Raw genomic sequence first — 19,493 nt, 5'->3', positions numbered from 1 at the left:
ACCGACACTTCGAGGTAGCCGACCAAGCTGCGGTCAGCCGGTGGCTGGACCGCTGCTCCTGCCGAGGAGGGGCACGCCGGCAGGTACCACCTACGGTTCGACTGCGGACGGTTCAACCGTCGGCGTTTGTGCGGCCGCACGGTCACGACGCTTCTGCCTCGTACCGTTACCCGGCTTGCCTTGAGAGGCCCAGTCTGGTTCCGGGCCGGGGTCCTTCGCGGGGATCTTCGTCACTTCCAGCCCTGCCGCCCACCCTCGGGTGTGCTGCCCGGTGTCGCACGTCAGCAGTCGTACGGCGCGGGAGGCCATCGACTGTATGGCGACGGCCCGGTCGATGATCTCGTCGTCGGCGATGGGGAGTCGTACGTGACCAGGCTGATCCAGGACGATCTCCACGCTCACCTGGCCGCGGATTTCCATGCTGCCGTCGTCGAAGGAGGAGGAGCTCCTGCTTCGCCAGACGCTGGCGGTGTGCCCGCCCAGGATCCAGTCCAGAAGTCCGAGGGTGTGGGACGCGCGCCAGCGGCTCCTTTCCTTGCCGGACTCCTTCAGGCCGTCGAGTTCGTCGACGACCGTGATCGGGAAGAGGAGACGGACATCGTCGTGAGGCCGCAGATCCAGGATCTGGTGCAGATCGGTATCGGCGAGTTTGTCGGCGTTCTGGACGTAGAAGCTGGAGTCGGCGACCACGAGGGCCTCCGGCTTGCTCCACCGGTCTATCTGCGCCTTCAGCGCCTCACCGGCGGTCTGGAGAGCCTGCGTCCGCTCCGCCAGTTCGAGGTCCACCAGGCCGTTGACCAGACGTTCCTGGGAGCTTCCGGCGAGGCTTCCGCAGCTGCCGAGCAGTGCCTGGTACCGGGGGGTGAGCACCAGGTGGTCGATGTCGGCGTCGCGGACCTGGTGGCGCAGGACACCGGCTGCCTCGGTGGCCCATTCGAGATAGGCCAAGAGCTGGGTGTAGGCGCGGCCTTTGTGGGAGCAGCGGAGGTTGTCCGCCGCCAGCTGGGCACCACCGAGGGCTTGGAGGATGTTGCGAGGGTCGGCTCCCGGCCGGGGTGTGATGAGCATGAGCCGATCCTTCCAGCAGCCGTACGGCTGCTGCCGTGACATCCCAGGACTGTATCGAGTCGGCAGCCGCATCACGCCGCGCCCTCTGTCCGCCGGCCCTCGCCGGTCCGCTGCCGCAGGTCCACCCGGGCGGCAGGTGTGCGGCCGGGCGGGGTGGACCAGAAGGGGTGCCAGTGGATCCGCACGGACAGGGCGAGCAGGCGGCGGCGCAGCTCGGTGGCACGGCGTGGGCGCGGGAGGGCGAGCGCACGGTAGGTGTCGTGCCACTCCCGCTGGGCTCGGACGAGGTCGTCGGGGAAGGGGAAGCTCTCCATCCACTAATTAGATTGCATGTTCGAATTCGGGTGCCACTCAGACACCCCGGTCACTTCAGCGAGACACACCCCTTCGTGGACAGGCCCTTGAACTGCACACACACCTGGGTACCGCGCGGGTATACCGGGCCGGTGTGCCCGGGCTTTCCCATGCGCCCGCACCGCCCGCCGGTCGTACGGATCCCCTTGTGGGAACAACGCATAGGTTCGCCGTGACCCGGACATGCCCGGTGCGGCTGAGCTCATGCCGCCGCAGCCGGCGCTACAGAGCCCTTCGCCGCACTCGCACGTGAGGCTGCGGCTGCTGCACCCGAAGTCCGGGCCGATCCGGCCTGGCCGCACTCCGGCGGTCGGCCTCTCCCCACCCCGCGCCGGCCGCCAGACTGCGGTGGGCTTCAGCATCCAGCAGTGCTCGGGGGACCGGCACACCGGCCTGCTGGGCCACGTTCAGGAGCGTCTCGGCTGATGCCTGTTCCGCCGGCAGGACAGCCTTGTACGAGTGAGCCAGTGCTTCCAGCTGCTGGGAGTGGATCGGACGGAAGCGCTGGTTCTTCTGTCCTGGCGGCGTCTGGCGCTCGAAGACATCGGTGACCAGGCCACCCCGTGCCAGGCTCACGGCCTGCGGCGCGGCGAGAGCGAGTTGCCAGCCCGCGGCGGGCAGCCGGTACAGCGCCGAGGCCAGGCCTCCGGTGCCCCGGGTGTCCGCGAGGATCTCCGATCCTCCCCGCGGCTCGGGCCGGGCCGCCGCTTCCGGCCGCCACCCGGGTCCGTACAGCAGCTGTCCGACCCGGACCGCAGCGGTGTGGGCGATCACGGTGGCCGGGTGGGGGATGACCTGGGGCAGACGCACCACCTCTCCCCGGCGGACGATCTCGTAACTGGGCGCGGGCAGCTTGGGGTGGGCTCGCGGGTCGGCGATGTCCACGATCCGGTGCCACGCCGTCGCGGACTTCTGCCAGGCCTGCGCCGACCCGCGTAGCGCGCCCGCGCTCTTCCGCAGGGTGGCGGCAGCCTCGTCCGGCAGTTCTTCGGCGACCCGCAGCAGGACCCGGCCCGCCAGGAGGCGTTGCATGGCTGTCCAGCGCGCCAGCTGCTGGAGATCCGACCCGCTCATGCGGTGAACGGAGCGGTGGTGCAGGGTTTCGAAGGCCGCCCGGGACAACCGGTCGCAGTCCTCCGCGAGGTGTGCCGGTACGTCCTGTGTCCGGTCGGCGGGATCGGCTTGGACAGGGCTGACGGGAAGCGTCAGCGAGAGGGCGCCGATCGCGGGGTCCGCGTCGCGGGTTCCGTCCCGGCCGAAGAGAGCCGCCCCGGAGAGGAATTGGCGAGCGTCCCAGAAGGTTGCCGCCGCGGAGGGGTCCAGGGTGTCCCGGGCGAGACCGGACGCCACCTGGGCCGCGCCCCAGGCGAGTTCGGAGCAGCGGCGGGTGAGGTAGTGGTGGGCCGGGCCTGTGCTGAGTGCATAGGCGTACGCACTCAGCGGTACGCGGTCGGGTCCGCGGTGACTCTCGATGACGTCGCGCACCGCGTGGACCGCGGCCAAGGCATCAGGCAGGCCGTTCTCCGTCGGACCGGCGCCGGGCGGGGGCAGCATGCGCTGCGCGGCTTGTACGGCGTCGCTGGCACGACGCAGGTGGCGGACGAGATCTTTCGTCACGGGCGACTGAGGGGCATCCTTGTCGCCCAGGCCCAGGGGTTCAGCCAGGGCGGACAGGAACTGGTCGAGTTGACGGGCCGAGGCAGACCGATCCGACGAGGGCGCTGCCGCTGCCGTCCGGAGCCGGGCCTCGGCGGTGTCGAAGAGCTCGTCGAGCGTCGCCATCACTGCCCCCGGACGGCGGCCAGCGACCGTACGGCGGCCGCCGCGTGATCCGCGGCTGCACCGAGCTGGACGTCCTGTTCGGCGAGACCGGCGAGCGCCAGGTGCGCCCTGTCCAGAAGAGCGACGTAAGGCTCCAGACCGCTGGGGCCGGGCTGGATATCGCTCGCCTCCAGGGCGAGCGGGCTCCCGGTTTCGGGCAGCGGCAGCAGGGAGCGGGCGGCCGAACACTCCTGTGCTGCCGTGAGTGCGAGGAGATCGTCGCCGGCCTCGTCCCAGGTGACGGCGTCGGCCACCCGTTCACCGAGATCGAGTGCTTCCCAGGCGCCGGCCAACACGGTGAGGGGATCCGCCGATCCCAGGGCCGCGTCCAGAGCGTTCATCGTGGAGTTCATGAGTGGGCCTCTCGATCTGTTCGTCGTGCGTCGTGGCGGGGATCGTGACATCGGATCCGGCGAGGGCTCCAACTCCCTGTGGATGACCAGGCCCTTGTGGACAACGCCGGGCGCGGTGCTCAGGTGATGCTTCTGGCCTCGCGTGAGGCAGCCAGGGCCTGAAGTCGCTTACGGGTCCGACGGGTCACCGCCGCCTCGGGCCCGTGGATGTCGGTGACAGCACCCAGAACTTCCACGCCGAGCGCGGGCGCGTCAGCGTCGGGGACGGTCCGCCAGAGGCTGTAGACCCGGCGGGTCGCCTCCTCGGTGTCGGGGTGACCGGGCCCTTGGATCGTGGCTCGCAGCCGGGCCGTATGCAGATACCACCCGAGCGAGGTCGCGTGGTCACCCGCCAGATAGGCCAGATGTGCGCGGACCTCCCGGATATGAACAGTGTTCAGGTGCTCCGGGCCGTACTCGCCGGTGACCTCCGTGTCGAGCCGGTACGCCATCCAGGCGGCGTCCGGGAGCCGGCCGTCGGCGGCCGTCGCCGCGATCTCCGTCAGCCGGCCGCGCAGCACCTGGGGGATGCGGGCCTCGGACCGGGTCGGCGACGTCTCGGGTTCGAGACCCCAGAAGGCCGGCGTGACCGTGCCCCAAGGGTGGTACAGCTGTTCGTGCTCGACGTGCATCAGCCGTCCTTCGGTTACGTGGCTCACCACCGCACCACCCGGCGGACCTCGGTGACCCGGGTGAGGGCGCTGGTGGAGTTGCGCCAGCTGCTGTACGAAACGACGCGGGTCCGCACACCGGTGCGGGGTGCCTCGATGACCATGTCGTCGCCGATGTACATGCCGACGTGCCCCGGACGGGCGTCGGAGCCGTCGCTGCCGGGGTTGAAGACCAGGTCTCCGGGCTTGGGTCTGTCCACGCTGACGTGGGTGCCGATGCGGACCTGGTCGTAGGTGACCCTCGGGATGTTGATGCCGGCCGCCCGGTACGCCTGCTGCATGAGGGAAGAGCAGTCGCACCAGTGGGCGGAGCTGGTTCCGTGGGCGTCGGTGCAGTCGCCGCCGAGCCGGTACCAGCCGCCCTTCTGTCTCAGGGCCCAGGCAACCGCGGTGCGCACCTCGCGGGGCGTGCCGGCGGGCAGGGCGTAACCGGCGGGCAGGTGTGCGTCGCCGCTCGACGGCGGGGCGGTGAACTGCTTCGCCAGCGCGAGGATGTTCCTGACGTAGTGGTAGGTCTGGCCCTGGGCGAAGCTCACCGGGGGTACGCCGCCGAACTCGTCGACCCTGCCCCAGCCCGCGTTGTAGCCGGCGAGGGCGAGCTCCGTCGGTGAGCCGTCGTACTGGGGGTGCGCTCTGCCCTTCCGCATCAGGCTGCACATGAACTTCCCCTGACCCGCGATGGCGTCCGCAGGCTCCCACACGCTCTTGGTGCCGTTCCCGTTTCCGTCCGTTGCCCAGGTGGGCCAGGTGCCCGGCATGAACTGGGCGATGCCCTGGGCGCCGACGCCGGGGGATTGAGCCCGCGGATCGAAGTTCGATTCCTGCTTCAGCTGGGCCCCCAGCACCGCGGGCTGCAGGCCCGCGTCGCAGTCGGCGGCGGCCCCGAGGATCATCGGCGCGTACTCGGGGGGCACCCCGCCCCGGCCGACGCGCAGACTGCCGGCGGTCGGACCGAGGCTTCCGCCGTACCCGTTGTCGTCGTCGAAGGCCGCGATGAGCAGGACGACCCCTACGCCCAGCGCGACGGGAGTCATCACGGCCCCGCCCACGGCGATCGCCAACCAGCGTGTGACGCGCACAGTCCCCCCAGGCCTGTACTCGGTTTGCGTAAACGAACCCGCATGTCCGGTCTACTTCAAGGCGTCGCGCTGGATGCAGACGGGTGATCGCCTGTGACACTATGCCACCACTGCTTATGAGGGCTCATGTTGGTGACGTAAGTAAACCGTCTGAGTGGCCGGGTCTGTTGCCTGGATCCGACCGATATGACGAGATGATGGATCGCATTAGCATATGCGAAGGGTCGACGCGGTGTATGGGGGCAAGCGTGGGCAAAAGGGAGTTATCTCCTGTTGTGCTCTCTTCGGGGGCCCGCCTTGCCGTGCCGGTGATGGCGGCGGCGGGCGGCAGCGGCCGGTCGACCGTGGCAGATCTGCTGGCAGGGCATCTGGCCGCGGTCGGAGCGTCAACAGTCGTCCTCGACACCGCCCCGCGACTCTCGTCCCCATGGCCGTCCTGGACGGCCGGGCAGTACGCCGGGGGACTGGGCGCACTGCCGCCGGACAGACCACTCACCCGTTCACAGGTACAGCGCGCGGCCGCGCTGCGACCGGGCGCGGACCGGCCGGGCTGGCAGGTGCTGACCGACGGCCGTGACTGGCACAGTCCGCCGCTCGCTCTGCCGCAGGACCCGGCCGCGTGGCTGCAGCTGGCGGCCATCGGCGGCTGGCAGTGCGTCGTCGCCGACACCCCGCATCCGGTGGCGCACGACATCCTCGAGTCCCGGTGCGCCGGGCGGACCGGGCGGACCAGGGCCTGGTGCGAACTGCCCTACGCGGTGCCCGTGCTGTGTGCCTCGGCCACCGCGAGCGGCATACAGGCCCTCCAGCAGGCCGTGATGGCGATGCATGCGGACGGGATGCCGCTCCAGCGCACCGTGGCGGTCCTGGTCGCCCAGGCGGACGGACGCCTGCCCGCTGCCGTACGGGCGGGCGCGACGATGCTCTCCGCACGGACCGCCGCCGTCGTCCACCTCCCGCACGACCCGCACATCCGCGCCCACGGGCTGCGCACGGTCAGCCGCGTACGCGCACGTACGCAGCAAGCGGCGGGCCTGCTCGTCCAGGAAGTCCTCGCGGCGGCCGGAGCCTCCTGGGGCACTCCGCTCCCGGACGCGCCCCGACCCGCGCCCCTGGCCGTGGTCTCCCACTCATAGACGACCTTTGACGAGGTGTTCCCGATGACGTTCATGGACGCAGTCCGCACACTTGCCACCGACCCGGGCTTGCAGGCACTGGCCGCAGACCCGCCCCCGGTCGTGCCGAAGCCCTCGCCCGCCCTGCCCGCGGCAGTGAACACCCAGGTGCAGACCGTCCTGAACTGGACCGCCGGATTCGGGCTCGCCGCCGCGGTGATCGGAGGCCTGACCGGCTGGCTGTTGGTCGCCGTCGGCCACAACACGGAGAGGGCCCAGCTGGCCGCCCGGGGCAAGCAGTCCGTGCTGTGGAGCCTGTGCGGTGCCGGAGGCATCGGCCTGACCAGCTCCATGGTGCTCGCGGTCTACAACATGTCGATCTGAGGGCGCCGGTATGGAGAACCACGAACGCGGCGCCCGGCGGGCCAAGTTCCTGCTCGCGGGACTGGCCGTCCTGGTCGTCGGCGCCCTCGGCGTCGGGGGAGTCGCCGCGTACTCACTGATCGACGAGGACGGCTCCCGTGCGCCGGCAGCCGGACCGGGCGCGGGCGGGACGAAGCCGTCCGGCTCCGCCTCGGCCGACGGCGGCGCGGAGATGACACCGGAGAGGGCCAAGAAGGTTTCGCTGGAAGCGCCGACGGGCCAGGAGGGCGGGGCCAGCACCGGCTTCCCCCACAGCCCCGGAGGCGCGATCTCCGCGGTCGTCCACTTTTGGGAGGAGTACGCCTGGATGGACGACCAGAAGGCCCGCCAGCAACTCGAGGTCGTGACATCGCCGGACGCCGTCGGCTACATCGACAAGCAGATCTCCGAGGTCCGCAAGCTCCGGGAGGGCGCCGGACTGCCCGCCTCCGGGGGCACACCGGCGGGGATCACCTTCACCACCACGGTGGATGCCGTACGGATGCGGGGTCTCGCCGACGACGGCCTGCCCCGCGGGGACGTCGTCCACATCTGGCTGAGCTTCGACCGTTACGCGACCACACCGGAGAAGGCGACCGACGACAACCCGGTCAAGGGCGACACCGCCGACTTCATCGTGAAGTGGCAGGACGGCGCCTGGAAGCTCACCGACGAGCCCGTCTACGTCAAGCAGCGGACCCTCCCCGTCGCCTACGACCCGGATTCACCCTTCGCATGGCGTGACCAGTGGATCCAGGTCAGGCATGAGGACTGAGAGCCCGAAGCATCCTGCGGCACCCGCGCTCCTGTTCCTCCTGCTCGCCCTGCTGTGCTGCGTGGCCGGGGGCGCCGTGGTCGCCCCCGCCGCGGTGGCCGACCACGGAGGCAAGCACGCCGACTACGGACCGCCCGAGCCGCCACCGGCCACATGGGCCGAGGGCGGCGACGTCGCGGGCATCGACACCCAGGGCCACTGGTGCGTCATGGATTTCGGGGCCACCGACGGGGACTGCCGGCCCGCCGAGGCCGGCGACCTGCCCGGCACCATCGGCGCGTGCGAAGGCGCTGACGGCAACTCGGCAAGGAACTGCGGCGAGGCCGATCGCCGACGGTACGAGGAGCTTCGCCTCGACAAGTGGCGCAAGGCCTACGACCAGAAGCAGGGCAACTTCGACGAGCTGAACACCTACGTCACCGACTGCGTCGAGAAGGGCGGCATCTTCCAGGAGTGTCTGCGGGACGGTCAGAACACGTACCCCCCGGATGCGAAGAACCCGGTGACCTGGGCCGAGGGCAAGATCAGCGAGCTCGCCTCGGACGCCCTGAAGGAGGCCGCCCGCTACATCGGCAAGGCCGTGGTGTGGCTGCTGGAGGAGTTCGCGAAGGTCTTCAACGGCTCGTCCACCATCGACCTGTCCAAGGTCGGCATCGGCTCCGTCACCAGCGTCATGACCTCCCTCTCGTTGGTGGTCGCCACCTTCCTCCTGCTCCTGCAGTTCGGAAAGGTCGCCCTCAGCCAGCGAGGCGAGCCGGCCGTCACCGCCGTCACCGGGCTGGCGAAGTGGGGCGTCATCTCCTCCGTGTACGTACTGGCCACCCAGACCGCGCTGTCCTGGTCGGACGCGGTGTCCACCTGGATCATCAACTACACCTTCGACGGAGGCGGATCCGGCGAGGCCGACGCCACCGAGGCGATGCAGCACCAGCTCGGCACCCTTTTCGGAGGGCTCATCACGGGTGGCGGCGGCACCGCGACGGTCGGCACCGCGCTCATCACCGGCGAGGGAGTGGCCGCCGCGGCGGTCGGCGTCATCATCGTCGTCGGGATCATCTGTATCCTCGCCATCGCGGCGCTCTGGCTGGAAGTGCTGCTGCGCCAGGCCGGGATCATGATCCTGGTCGCGACCATGCCCGTGGTCCTGGCCGGTCAGCTCTCGGACTCCACCCAGGAGTGGTGGCCGAAGGCACGTAACGCGCTGATCGCCCTGATCCTCATGAAGCCGATGATCGTCCTCTGCTTCGCCATCGGATTCGGAGCCATGGCCCAAGGCCAGGGCGTGCAGAACATGTTCGTGGGCCTGGTCATCTTCGTCCTGGCCTGCTTCGCATGGCCCGTCCTGGCCAAGTTCATGACGTTCTCCACCGTCGGCGGGGGAAGCGCGATCGCCTCCGGGCTCATGAGCTCCGTCGGGTCGTCCGCCGCGTCGGTGAGCGGCGGCTACCGCCCCGAGATGGGCGGAGCCGGCGCGGTCGGCGGCGGCAGCGCCTACACCCGGGCCCTGGAACAGGACACCGCCCAGACATCGGCGAGCGGCTCCAACGCCGCCCCGGTGCCCGGCGGCGGGACAGGTACAGGGGTGGCGAGCGGTGCCGGACGCTCCTTCGCCTCCAAGGCCTTCGGCACGGTCGCTCTGCCCCTCCAGCTCCTGGCGGCGGGCAAGGACACCCTCGAATCCGGCATGTCGAGCACCGCCGGGCACGCAGGACTCGATCACGGCGCCGCGGGAGGCCGCCACGTCGTCATCTCCCAACGTCGCGTATCCACCAGGCGGGAGCATCCGCCCGAAGTCCAGCCCGAAGGCGGGGACGCTCCGCCGCTCCCGGTGCAGCCTCCCAGCCCTCCGACCCAGGAATAGCTCATGACACAGCCCGTCACGTACAGCGGGTGGCAGTCGGAGAAGTCGGGCTTCATGGGACGGCTCTCCGGTCCCGGCTTCGCCCTTGTCGCCGTCGGCTGCACGCTCCTGCTCATCCCCGTCAACCTCGCGAGCTGGACCGCGGCCGGCGCGTGCGTGCCGGTGGCCGTGGTGCTCCTCGTCCTCGCGTTCGGCCGTGTCAGCGGGCTGAGCGCCGATGAATGGATCCTGCTGGCAGTGAGGCATCAGATCGCCGTGGCACGGAATCAGAACGTGTTCGTCTCGGGGCCGTTCGCCCCCCGTTCGGCCCGGACGGGGCAGCAGCCGATGGACCTGCCCGGCACCCTGGCCCGCCTGCGGATCCTGGAGGCCCCGGACGGGCTCGGCGGGCTGCTAGGAGTCGCGCACGACCCGGTCGCCCGGACGTACACCGCGGTGTCCCGGGTGTCCTTCCCCGGCCTCGCCCTGGTGGACACGGACAAGCAGGCCGCGCGGGTCTCCTCGTGGGCGGCTCTCCTCCGTACCTTCTGCACCGAGGACTCCCCGATCGTGCGGTTGTCCGTGCACCAGCGCTGCCTGCCCGACGACGGCGCCGCCCTGCGGTCATGGACCGCTCACCACATCACCCCCGACGCGCCTCCCGCCGCGGTGAGCGCCCTGTCGGACCTGATGGAGGGCGCCGGACCCGCGGTCACCAACCGGGAGACCTACCTGTCCGTGACCCTGTCCGCCGGCCGTGCCCGGCTCGCGATCAAAGGAGCCGGTGGTGGCCAGGTCGGTGCGGCGGCCGTCCTGGTCAGGGAGATCCACGCGCTGGGCGGGGCGCTGAGCACCGCCGGCCTCCAGGTCATGGAATGGCTCTCCCCCCGGAAGGTCGCGCAGAGCATCCGTACGGCATACGACCCCGACGCCCAGGTCGCGATCGCCACGACCGACGCGGCCGCCCGGAACCCCGGATGGGAAGGCGTCGAAGAGGGCGTCGACCCCGCGCTCGCCGGGCCGGCGGCTGCGGAAACCGGGTGGGGGACCTACCGGCACGACGGAGCCTGGACCGTCACCTACCAGGTCCGCACCTGGCCCCAGGCCCAGGTCTACGCCACGTTCCTCCAGCCCCTGCTACGGCCCCGGCGCAACGCACGGCGGTCCATGAGCCTCGTCTACGAACCGCTCGGCCCCCGCCGCGCCCGCCAGGAACTGGCCCGCGAGAAGAGCAAGCGCTCCTCCGCCCGCCACCTGCGCGCCAAGACCGGACGGGACGAGAGCGAGGACGAACGCCGTGAGGTGAATCTCGCCCGCACCCAGGACGCCGCCCGCGCGGCCGGTCAGGGCGTGGTCCCGGATGACCGCGGTGCTGTCGGTGACCGTGACCGACCTCGAGGAACTGGAGACGGCCTGCGCCGAGATGCAGGCCGACGCCGCCGCTTCCGGTCTGGAGCTACGGCGTATGTGGGGAGCCCAGGACGTCGGATTCGCCGCCGGAGCCCTGCCACTGGGCCAAGGGCTCCCGGACCGGCGGGTGGGCTTCTGATGGGCCTGCGCACACGCCTGCCGGCCGGCCTGCGGATCCACCTGCCGGCACGCCGTCGCGCCACGGACACCGAGCTGGAAGCGTCCGGCCTCGGTGAGGCCACCGCCATCAACACCGCGTACGTACCGGCGCCCGCCGGCCCCACACCTGCCGAGCAGCGTGAGTCCCGGCGACTCGAGGACGCCGAGACCGTCATGCGGGTCGCACCCCGCAAGGGCTGGCCGCACCCCTTCGCCGGCCGCTCCGCATCCCTGCCCCGCACCGAGGTCGTCCGGGCCGACACCGGCAACGCCGCCGGTGCGTACCCCTTCCTGCACGCCGGTTCGCTGCCTCCGGTGGGCGCGTACATCGGGCACAACACGCTGACCACCCAGGCCTTCAGCGCACACCCGGCGGTCTGGGTCCGGGAAGGCCTCTGCACCAACCCGAACGTGATGATCACGGGCATCCCCGGCAGCGGGAAGAGCGCGCACATCAAGGCTCTGTGCTTCCGGCTGATGGCCTTCGGGCACCGGACGCTGATCGCGGGCGACGTGAAGGGTGAGTACGCGGGCCTCTGCCGCCACCTGGGAGTCGAGCCGGTGCGCCTCGGTCCCGGCCTGCCCGGCCGCCTCAACCCGCTCGACGCCGGGCCGCTCGGCGCGGGCCTCGACCGGATCAAGGATCCCGCCGAGCTCCGGGGCCGCCTGCAGGAGATCCACCGGCGCCGCCTGACCCTGCTCAAGGCCCTCCTCGAACTCCAGCTCCGCCGCACCCTCGAGTCCCGTGAGGAGGAGGCCCTGGACGTCGCGGTGCGCGAGGTGACCGGCGAGCTCCACGGACGGACCAGGCTCGCCGTGCCGACCCTGCCCCTCGTCTACGACAAGCTCCGCGACCCCACCGACGCGATGGCCCAGGAGCTCCGGGTCCGGGACGGCGAGGTCCAGTTGGCCCGCGAGCAGATGGTGTCGATCCGCTCCGCTCTCGGCACGATGGTCAACGGTCACCTCGGCGGTCTCTTCGACGAGCAGACCTCGATCGGCCTGGACTGGGACGCCCCCATCCAGTCCGTCGACATCAGCGCCCTGGAGCAGTACGGCGACGAGACGATCGCCATGGTCCTGTCCTGCGTCTCCTCGTGGGCCCAGGCAGCGATCGACCGGCCCGGTCAGCGGCCCTGGATCGTCGTGCGCGACGAACTGTGGCGGCAGATGCGCTCCGGCGGCGCCGCGATGGTCCGCAAGATCGACGCCGACCTCCGGCTGTCCCGGGCGACCGGGACCATCCAGATCCTGGCCACCCACCGGCTGTCCGACTTCGAGAGCGTCGGCTCGGCGAGCTCGGAGGCCGTCGCGATCGCCAAGGACCTGATCTCCTCCTGCGAGACACGGATCCAGCTGGCGCAGGACACCCGCCCCCTGCAGATCACCCGCGAGGCGATCGGCCTCTCGGACGCCGAATGCGGCCTGATCGGATCCTGGGGCGCCGGGCAGCGGGGGAGGGCCCTGTGGAAGATCGGGCGCGGCGGCGGCCACGCGGTCCAGCTGGTCCTCTCCCACATCGAGCAGAAGCTCTTCGAGACGGACGAGCGGATGGCGGTGTGATGGCCGTGGAGAAGACCGGCCCGTCCACCGCGAGCCTGGACGACAACACCCTGCTCGCCGCCTACGGGTTCGGCGCGGCTGCCTCGGTCGGCTGCGCGGTGCTGCTCGCCGCGCCGGCCGCGGCCGTGCTGTCCGGGCGCGGGTGGGCCACCCGTACCGACAGCGCCCCCGCCACCGTCCTCAAGTCCCTGGTGAAGGGCCCCGGCGCGGCGTACGACCCGGCCCCGCCCGGCTGGCTGTTCTACGCGCTGACCGCCCTCCTCGTCCTGGCCGTACTCGTCCTGGTCGTGAAGGCCGTCAGCGCCTTCGGCCGAAGCGGCCGGACCGGCGGCGCCCAGTGGGGCGGGGCCAAGGTGGAGCGGAAGCTCCAGGCGCCGCAGGACCCGGTCGGACGGGCCAACCGGCTCACCGCCGGGCGTGGGATGCGTACGAGGAAGATCGTGGCCGCACAGCCCAACATCAGCGCCACGGTGTTCGGAGTGCCGGGATCCTCGAAGACCACGGGCCTGGTGCTGCCGAACGCCGCCGAATGGCAAGGGCCCCTGGTCGTGACCACCACCAAGGCCGCCGACCTCGACATCATCCACGCGCGCCGTCGCTCCCTCGGACCGGTCTGGGTCATCGCCCCGGCCGGCATCCCCGGCCGGCCCACCCAGCGATGGTCGCCCGTCGACTACTGCACCGACGCGAAGGCCGCCGACCGGATGGCGTCATGGATGGCCGAGGCGTCCTCCTCGGGCGACAGCAAGCGCGCGGCGCCATGGGTCGACCAGGCCAAGAGCGTCCTCAAGGGCGTACTGCTGGCCTCGAACCTGTCCGGCGGGGGAGTGGGGGCGATGCGCCGCTGGCTCAGCCTGGGCAAGGACGCCGTCGACCACGTCCGGGCCGTCCTGTTGCAGCACGGCTTCAACGAGGTCGCCGACGACTACGCCTCCCCCTGGCTACGGCTCCACGAGGACGGCATCGGCTCGATCCAGTTCACCCTCAACGTCCTGGCCCGCGTGTACGCCGACGAGGAGGTCCGCGAGACGTGCGCCGGCACCGACTTCACCGTCGAGGAGCTCCTGGACCGGAACGGAACCGTCTGCCTGATCGCGTCCGAGGCCGACGCCGAGCGGTTCGCCCCGCTGCTGACCTCCCTCATCGCCTCGATCATTCACGGCGCCGAGGTCCGCTACAACAGCACGGGTAAGCCCCTCGACCCGTCGCTGGGCGTGATGGTCGACGAGGCCGGCAACATGCTGCGCTACCCGAGACTGCCGAACATCCTGACCACCGGCCGTGGCATGGGCATCGACGTCCTGACGGTGTGGCACGACCTCTCGCAGCTCCGGGACCGGCTCGGGACGCAGAAGGCCAACACGGTGCTCTCCGCGAGCGGCCTGAGGATGCTGCTCCCGGGCTGCGGCGATCTGGAGACCCTGCGCTACTTCTCCGGCCTGTACGGACGCACCGAGGTGATGCGGACCTCCCACGGCCGCTCCCGGGGCGAGTACACCACGAACACCTCGGCCACCGAGACGGATCTCGCCCCGGTGCACTCGTTGCAGCAACTGCCGGAGTTCACCGCGATCGCGCAGTACTCGAACCAGCCCCCGATCAAGGTCAGGATGCGGCTCACGTTCCGCGACAAGGACCTGAAGAAGCTGCTGGCCCCGCCGAGAGGGCCGGTGCCCATGCCGGTGCCGGACCACGACAGCGGGCCCTTGGAACAGTGCTGAACAGAAGGCAGGCACCACTCGTGTCATCGGATTTCGACAACCCGGCCTCGCTGTGGCCCACGATGCCCCCCGAGGCCCGGCCCGAGCCGCAGCGGTGGGTGTGGGCCGCCATGGACCCGGTGGACCGGCAGCAACGTCTCCGCGAACTGGCGACCTGGGTCGACTGGCTGCGTGCCACGTTCGAGCTGCACAACAGCATCCCGCCGTGCTGGTACCGCCACCCTCCGGTCGTTGAGCACCTGACAGCCCTGTACGCCGGGTGGATCCGTACGTACGCCGGCGAGGAGACCCCGGGGCGGGAGCTCGCCGAGGCCGACTGGATCAACACCCTGCAGGCCTTCACCCCACGCCTGCAGCTCGCCGCGTGCGCGACCGGCGTGCACCAGGCCCCGCCCCCTGTTCCGCCGGTCATGCCGGGGGCGGAGACCGACTTCGACCACTACCTGACCTCCTCGGAGACCACGAACGTCCCTGCGGCCCACCCGGCCGCAGCCGAATTGCGCCGCCGGGCCGACGAGGCCGAGCTGCCGCTATGACCCGGACGGTGCTCGACAGCCCGACGACCACCACGCGCCCGGCCGAACCGACACCTACGGAGGCACCATGGCCACGAGTGCAGACTCAGACACCAACCCGGAGAAGGCTGAACGTCCCGCAGCCCGGCCTCCGCTGCCTCCCGAGCCGTCGAACACCGTAGCGTCGACGGAACACCCCGATCTGCCTCTGTGGCCGGGCAATGATCTGCCTGGAGGTCGGTGGGAGCGCAGGGGCGACGTCCTCCACGAGCCGTCGGACGGCAACCCCATCTGGCGCCTCAAGCACGACCCTGCCGAAGGCGGCGCCGCGCTGCCGCCCATCGACTGGGAGGAAGGTCTGAAGAGAGCGGAGCGGGCGTGGAAGGACCATGTGCCCGAAGCCCACGGCAGTGCCGACGACATGTGGGCCGTGGTGGCGGAGGACCTGGAGACGATCGACCAGGTGACACCGGTTCACAACCCGCCGCGCGCATGCCGGTCCCGTACGGCTCCCGGGAGGAAGCGATGGCCGGCGCGCGATCGGTGGCCGAGTCCTTCCAGGTGTGGATCGCCGGCCCGATGGGGCGGACGCTGGCCACGTCCGACCATCCGAGGATCGAAGCGTTTCGCGAGGCCTGGCAGCAGCTGCCACCGTCCACCACGCTCCCGGAGGGGGCCGGCCGATCCTCGTCCCCGTACGGCAGAGCCGCCGAGGAGGCCGGCGCCTTGGCGGAGGCGGCCGCTGAGTCGACCCGTTTCGCGGGGGCTGATCTTGCCGCTCTGCGGGAGGTAGCAAGGGCGGCGGACGACCACGCGGCCCGGCTCTCGGTGACCTTGCCGGGAACGAAGAGCGAGCCACCCGCGCACCCGAAGCCCCCTCGCCCCGCGGCTGTTGCTCCACGACCGCGAGTTGCCGCACCGCCCCTGGCGGCTGCACGAACCCGATCGCCGAGAGCGGGGGTATGACCGGCCGGCCCGGCCACTGCTCAGGGGGCATGCGAGGGGCCGATTGAGAGGTGCATGACTGGAAGGCGCGTTTTGTCGGAGTCGGTGAAAGTGGTGCGGAATGGCTATCGCGGATGACAAACTCGCAGTTCAGCAAGAGTGCTCCCCGCGCGCGCGGGGATGGTCCCGTGACCTTCACGAACGCGGCCGGCGTGTGAACGTGCTCCCCGCGCGCGCGGGGATGGTCCCACCAGCCCCGACTCGTCGGCGGTTCGGCCCCGGTGCTCCCCGCGCGCGGGGATGGTCCCAGGCCAGCAACAACACACGGTTGAGGGCGGCCGTGCTCCCCGCGCGCGGGGATGGTCCCACCGGGGCGAACTTCTTCCAGACGTCGTCGTTGTGCTCCCCGCGCGCGCGGGGATGGTCCCCACCCCGAGCACCGGTCGCACTGCAACTCGTTGTGCTCCCCGCGCGCGGGGATGGTCCCCCCGGGCAGGAAAAGCGCGGCTGGCACTCCGAGTGCTCCCCGCGCGCGCGGGGATGGTCCCATGTGGACCCCGCAGGCACTCGGTTTCGAGGCGTGCTCCCCGCGCGCGGGGGGATGGTCCCGCGCTGCGCGGTTCGGTCTTCGCTGTCGCCTTGTGCTCCCCGTACGCGCGGGGATGGCCCCTTCTCGCATGCGATGGCACGGGTCTCGCCGAGGTGCTCCCCCCCCCCCCCGCGGGGATGGTCCCACACTGTGGGCCCACCTGATGACGGCCTCTGAGCGCTCCCCGCGCGTGCGGGGATGGCCCCGCCATGGTCGCCCACGAGATCCGCATCCGGCAGTGCTCCCCGCCCGCAGGGGATGGACCCTACGCAGCCTTGCCCGCACGGCTACCTGCTGGAGTGCTCCCCGCGCCCGCAGGGACGGTTCCCCCTGGACATCCACGCCTGCGACCAGTAGATCCGCGAGGCAACTCCTCTGCCCTCCTTGTGCAGGGCGCGGTCTAGAGTCGTCTGTGACCACCGGACCGCTTGTCGTTTTGCGAGGTTCCCATGCCTTCCCCAAACCCAGAGAGCCTCGACATGATGGTTCAGCATTTCGGGCTGGAAGGGTTGCGCCGCTTCGGGCAGACCAGTCTGTCCGCTGCGCGCTTGCCGCAGACCGCAGCAGCGTTCTTGAAGGAGAGCGGCGTACCGGTCGGCGTTGCTCCCTACTTCCACGCTCCGCTGGATGATGACCCAATACCTCTTGGCGTTTTCGCCGTCCGTTCTGAGGGGCCACAACCGCATGCCGTGATGGGGGCTTGGCCGCGCATTGGATTCGACGGGCTGGCGCACCTGTGCGTGAGGCCCGACGGTGCCGTCCAGGCTGTCGTGCTGAACGGTGTGGTGGATGACATGTTCGTCAACACGGACGTTTCGATGCTTGGCGCCTCCCTGCTGGCGCTGGACCGTGCACAGCCGGTGATCGCGGGGGCCTCGGGCCTCGAGGATTCCGCAGCTGTGTTCCGCTCTCTCTCGGCAGAGCTTCGACAGATCGACGCGGAGGCTTTCGAAGAGCGTGAGTCCTGGTGGCCTCGTGTCCTCGACGACGTTCGACACGTCTTGAACTTTCCGTTCTCCGCTGCGTTCGAGTACGTCGATACCGCTGGTGCCAAGCAGGTGGTCACTGAAGCCACAGGACCTGGACGGCTGCATCCGGAAGAGATCATCTGGCGTCGTCTCTCAGGGCAGGGCATTGAGCCGGACCAGGTGCGCCGGGTCTACTGCGAACTGGAGCCGTGCCTCATGCCTGGGCACTATTGCGCTGCGTGGATGCAGGAGACGTTTCCGCGAGCTGAGTTCACTCACAGTTTTGACTACGGGGCGACCGCTGCATCCCGCGAAGAGGGAATCAAAGAGCTGATCACACATGCCGCAGAGCAGGCCAGGCAACGCTGATGCGGTGGGAGCGTCCTGCTGCCGGCCGTGAACCTGCAGCCGCTGCTCTGCTGGGCTGGCTCGCCGACCCGCAGGCTCCTCGTCTGTGTCTCGTTTCCGGATCGGAGAAGTGCGGAAAATCGGCTCTGCTCGCCTGGCTCGTGCACCACGGCAGTCGGAGCGGCACTTCGACTGAGCGCGCCGTCCACGCTGTTGTTCCCCCTGCAGGGCAGAGCTTGCGAGGCACAGTGTGGTCGATTGCCGATCAGCTCGGTGTCGTAGCACGCTCCGCGGTGGAACTCGTGGCCGTGCTGGGGAGAGATGCGAGGCGCACGGTGATCGTCCTACCTGATCTCCATGAAGCGGATACCGTCGAACTCGTTCTCGACCTGCTCCAGCTTCCGCACGTTCGGCTCGTTGTCGAATCTCGCTCCGGCAGCGCTGCACATCAGGTTCTGTCCGCCAGCGCAGGTGCGGAACTCGACTTGGACCTGGAGCAGTGGAGGGACCAGCACCGGTTCGAGCAGTGGCTGGCATCCCGGACCGAAGACCAGGACAGCACTGTGCCGGGAATCGCAGCTTCGGCGGGAGTGGATCTCTCTGATCCTGCGGACATCTGTGAAGCAGACCCGTGGCAGGTCACTGTCGCATACGAAAGGGACGGCGACCATGACCATGGAGGGCTTCGGGCCGCATGGTTGCGGGCGGGCCAGTCCCTCTGCAGGGAGCAGCCAGCGGCCTCTCGCGCACTCGCTCTTCTCTGCGTACTGGGTGACTCCGCCGATCCCAGACTCGTGCCTGCCCTTACCGAGCTGTCGGCGCAGGCGGACTGGGACGTGATGTGGAGCCGGGTCCGCGGAGATGTTGCCCCGCCCTGGCCCGGCGCTGTCGCTACGCTCGCCATGGGTAAGGGGCCCCTCGCCGATTGTCTCCTGGTGGCCGGCCCCGGCGGCGTCGTGAAGTCCTTGGACGCGGGGAACGCCGTCCCACGTGGGCGCTTGCCTCAGGGATGGTGGGAGCCGGCAGACATCACGGTCATGGCGGACGGCACAGTGCTGGTGCTCGATGAAACCGGTCAGGTTCATGCTGAGGCCAACTGGGCCGCTCGATCGCCTGGGTCAGGCATCGCGAGACTCCTTGATGACAGCCCCTCCGGTATGCAGCTGTTGCGGACAACCGTGCAAGAGCACACCGGCACGGCCCTGGCCTCCGGAGCGGGGTTCGAGCTCGGGTTTGTGGCACTCGGCGGCCCCACTGGTGTCGTGCGCACCTTCGGAGACTTCGCCGACTCGGCTTCGCTGCACAGAGGACCTGTGAGCGCTCTGGCAGCAGTCAGCATTCCCCTTGACGGCGAAACGGCGCTGCCGCTCATCTACAGCGGTGGCGCTGACGGCACCGTACGGGCCTGGTCCCCAGGCCACGCTGCCATGACCGCTCCCCTCGTGCATCGATCCTCCCCAGTGATAGGCCTTGATGCTGCGGTCACTGCCATGGGGCGTTGCGTCGTGGTGGCCTGGGGCGACGGGCTGGTGCAGTGGATCCGATGCGACTCAGATGTGCAGCAGACGTTCCAACCTGGGGCACCTGTCCGCGCCATAGCCCTCGATAGGAACGGCTGCGTCTTCGTCGGGATGGACGAGGCCCTGGTCTGCCTTACGCCACGTCAGGAGCTCGCCGACGAAGTTCGATCGGGTAGCTGACTGAATCACAGCATCCCCACTCGAAGGCAGTTGACGCGACAACAACCACCCTGAAGGG

General features: G+C 70.2%; 15 protein-coding genes. 9 read left to right on the top strand and 6 right to left on the bottom strand.

All coding sequences use genetic code 11. The annotated features are described in order from the left end of the window. Positions 1 to 90: 90 nt before the first annotated feature. The 6 genes from ACZ607_RS34095 to ACZ607_RS34070 form a co-directional block, all read right to left on the bottom strand. Positions 91 to 1,068: a PIN domain-containing protein gene (locus tag ACZ607_RS34095; protein ID WP_469741589.1), complete on the bottom strand. Its 978-nt coding sequence runs from the start codon at positions 1,066 to 1,068 to the stop codon at positions 91 to 93. A 71-nt stretch (positions 1,069 to 1,139) separates the two neighbouring features. Continuing rightward, positions 1,140 to 1,382, bottom strand: coding sequence for a hypothetical protein (locus ACZ607_RS34090; protein ID WP_469741587.1), 243 nt, complete (start codon positions 1,380 to 1,382; stop codon positions 1,140 to 1,142). A 262-nt stretch (positions 1,383 to 1,644) separates the two neighbouring features. Continuing rightward, a complete protein-coding gene (locus ACZ607_RS34085) occupies positions 1,645 to 3,204 on the bottom strand; it encodes a hypothetical protein (RefSeq protein ID WP_469741586.1) in 1,560 nt (519 codons plus the stop codon). Beyond that, the gene (locus ACZ607_RS34080; RefSeq protein ID WP_469741584.1) at positions 3,204 to 3,596 is read right to left on the bottom strand and encodes a hypothetical protein; all 393 of its coding nucleotides are present in this window, start codon (positions 3,594 to 3,596) and stop codon (positions 3,204 to 3,206) included. Before ACZ607_RS34080 ends, ACZ607_RS34085 begins: the two co-directional genes overlap by 1 nt. Positions 3,597 to 3,715: 119 nt before the next feature. Then, positions 3,716 to 4,267, bottom strand: a complete 552-nt coding sequence (locus tag ACZ607_RS34075) for a hypothetical protein (RefSeq protein ID WP_469741582.1) — start codon at positions 4,265 to 4,267, stop codon at positions 3,716 to 3,718. 23 nt (positions 4,268 to 4,290) lie between these two features. Then, the gene (locus ACZ607_RS34070; RefSeq protein ID WP_469741580.1) at positions 4,291 to 5,385 is read right to left on the bottom strand and encodes a C40 family peptidase; all 1,095 of its coding nucleotides are present in this window, start codon (positions 5,383 to 5,385) and stop codon (positions 4,291 to 4,293) included. A gap of 275 nt (positions 5,386 to 5,660) precedes the next feature. Here ACZ607_RS34070 and ACZ607_RS34065 point away from each other — a divergent pair, with 275 nt between their 5' ends. From ACZ607_RS34065 to ACZ607_RS34025, 9 genes are all read left to right on the top strand, one after another. Then, complete coding sequence (locus ACZ607_RS34065; RefSeq protein WP_469741578.1) at positions 5,661 to 6,521, top strand: hypothetical protein; 861 nt, start codon at positions 5,661 to 5,663, stop codon at positions 6,519 to 6,521. A gap of 24 nt (positions 6,522 to 6,545) precedes the next feature. Further along, positions 6,546 to 6,884, top strand: coding sequence for a hypothetical protein (locus tag ACZ607_RS34060; RefSeq protein ID WP_236056893.1), 339 nt, complete (start codon positions 6,546 to 6,548; stop codon positions 6,882 to 6,884). A 10-nt stretch (positions 6,885 to 6,894) separates the two neighbouring features. Continuing rightward, positions 6,895 to 7,677, top strand: coding sequence for a hypothetical protein (locus tag ACZ607_RS34055; RefSeq protein ID WP_469741576.1), 783 nt, complete (start codon positions 6,895 to 6,897; stop codon positions 7,675 to 7,677). Continuing rightward, positions 7,667 to 9,538, top strand: a complete 1,872-nt coding sequence (locus ACZ607_RS34050) for a hypothetical protein (protein WP_469741574.1) — start codon at positions 7,667 to 7,669, stop codon at positions 9,536 to 9,538. The genes ACZ607_RS34055 and ACZ607_RS34050 overlap by 11 nt, the downstream gene beginning before the upstream one ends. A gap of 3 nt (positions 9,539 to 9,541) precedes the next feature. After that, on the top strand, positions 9,542 to 12,649 hold the full coding sequence (locus tag ACZ607_RS34045) for an SCO6880 family protein (RefSeq protein WP_469741572.1): 3,108 nt from the start codon (positions 9,542 to 9,544) through the stop codon (positions 12,647 to 12,649). Continuing rightward, positions 12,649 to 14,370 carry a type IV secretory system conjugative DNA transfer family protein gene (locus ACZ607_RS34040; protein ID WP_469741570.1) on the top strand — a complete coding sequence of 574 codons (1,722 nt, stop codon included), beginning with the start codon at positions 12,649 to 12,651 and terminating at the stop codon, positions 14,368 to 14,370. The genes ACZ607_RS34045 and ACZ607_RS34040 overlap by 1 nt, the downstream gene beginning before the upstream one ends. 20 nt (positions 14,371 to 14,390) lie before the next feature. Further along, a complete protein-coding gene (locus ACZ607_RS34035) occupies positions 14,391 to 14,906 on the top strand; it encodes a hypothetical protein (RefSeq protein WP_469741567.1) in 516 nt (171 codons plus the stop codon). A 1,995-nt stretch (positions 14,907 to 16,901) separates the two neighbouring features. Continuing rightward, entirely contained in the window at positions 16,902 to 17,756 is an 855-nt protein-coding gene (locus ACZ607_RS34030) for a nucleic acid/nucleotide deaminase domain-containing protein (RefSeq protein ID WP_469741563.1), read from the top strand. Between the two features lie 272 nt (positions 17,757 to 18,028). Further along, positions 18,029 to 19,435 (top strand): hypothetical protein, encoded by a 1,407-nt coding sequence (locus ACZ607_RS34025; protein ID WP_469741559.1) that lies wholly within the window; start codon positions 18,029 to 18,031, stop codon positions 19,433 to 19,435. Positions 19,436 to 19,493 lie beyond the last annotated feature (58 nt).

The sequence above is a fragment of the Streptomyces sp. NPDC104381 genome (assembly GCF_055583745.1).
Note: the sequence above shows the minus strand (reverse complement) of the source record. Positions and strands in the feature narration are given on the sequence as shown.

Bases quoted from the DNA above. Each gene is read 5' to 3' on its own strand.
- ACZ607_RS34040 (WP_469741570.1), top strand. From the start codon at position 12,649: ATGGCCGTGGAGAAGACCGGCCCGTCCACCGCGAGCCTGGACGACAAC.
- ACZ607_RS34060 (WP_236056893.1), top strand. From the start codon at position 6,546: ATGACGTTCATGGACGCAGTCCGCACACTTGCCACCGACCCGGGCTTG.
- ACZ607_RS34095 (WP_469741589.1), bottom strand. From the start codon at position 1,068: ATGCTCATCACACCCCGGCCGGGAGCCGACCCTCGCAACATCCTCCAA.
- ACZ607_RS34090 (WP_469741587.1), bottom strand. From the start codon at position 1,382: ATGGAGAGCTTCCCCTTCCCCGACGACCTCGTCCGAGCCCAGCGGGAG.
- ACZ607_RS34050 (WP_469741574.1), top strand. From the start codon at position 7,667: ATGAGGACTGAGAGCCCGAAGCATCCTGCGGCACCCGCGCTCCTGTTC.
- ACZ607_RS34045 (WP_469741572.1), top strand. From the start codon at position 9,542: ATGACACAGCCCGTCACGTACAGCGGGTGGCAGTCGGAGAAGTCGGGC.
- ACZ607_RS34055 (WP_469741576.1), top strand. From the start codon at position 6,895: ATGGAGAACCACGAACGCGGCGCCCGGCGGGCCAAGTTCCTGCTCGCG.
- ACZ607_RS34075 (WP_469741582.1), bottom strand. From the start codon at position 4,267: ATGCACGTCGAGCACGAACAGCTGTACCACCCTTGGGGCACGGTCACG.
- ACZ607_RS34085 (WP_469741586.1), bottom strand. From the start codon at position 3,204: ATGGCGACGCTCGACGAGCTCTTCGACACCGCCGAGGCCCGGCTCCGG.
- ACZ607_RS34030 (WP_469741563.1), top strand. From the start codon at position 16,902: ATGGTTCAGCATTTCGGGCTGGAAGGGTTGCGCCGCTTCGGGCAGACC.
- ACZ607_RS34080 (WP_469741584.1), bottom strand. From the start codon at position 3,596: ATGAACTCCACGATGAACGCTCTGGACGCGGCCCTGGGATCGGCGGAT.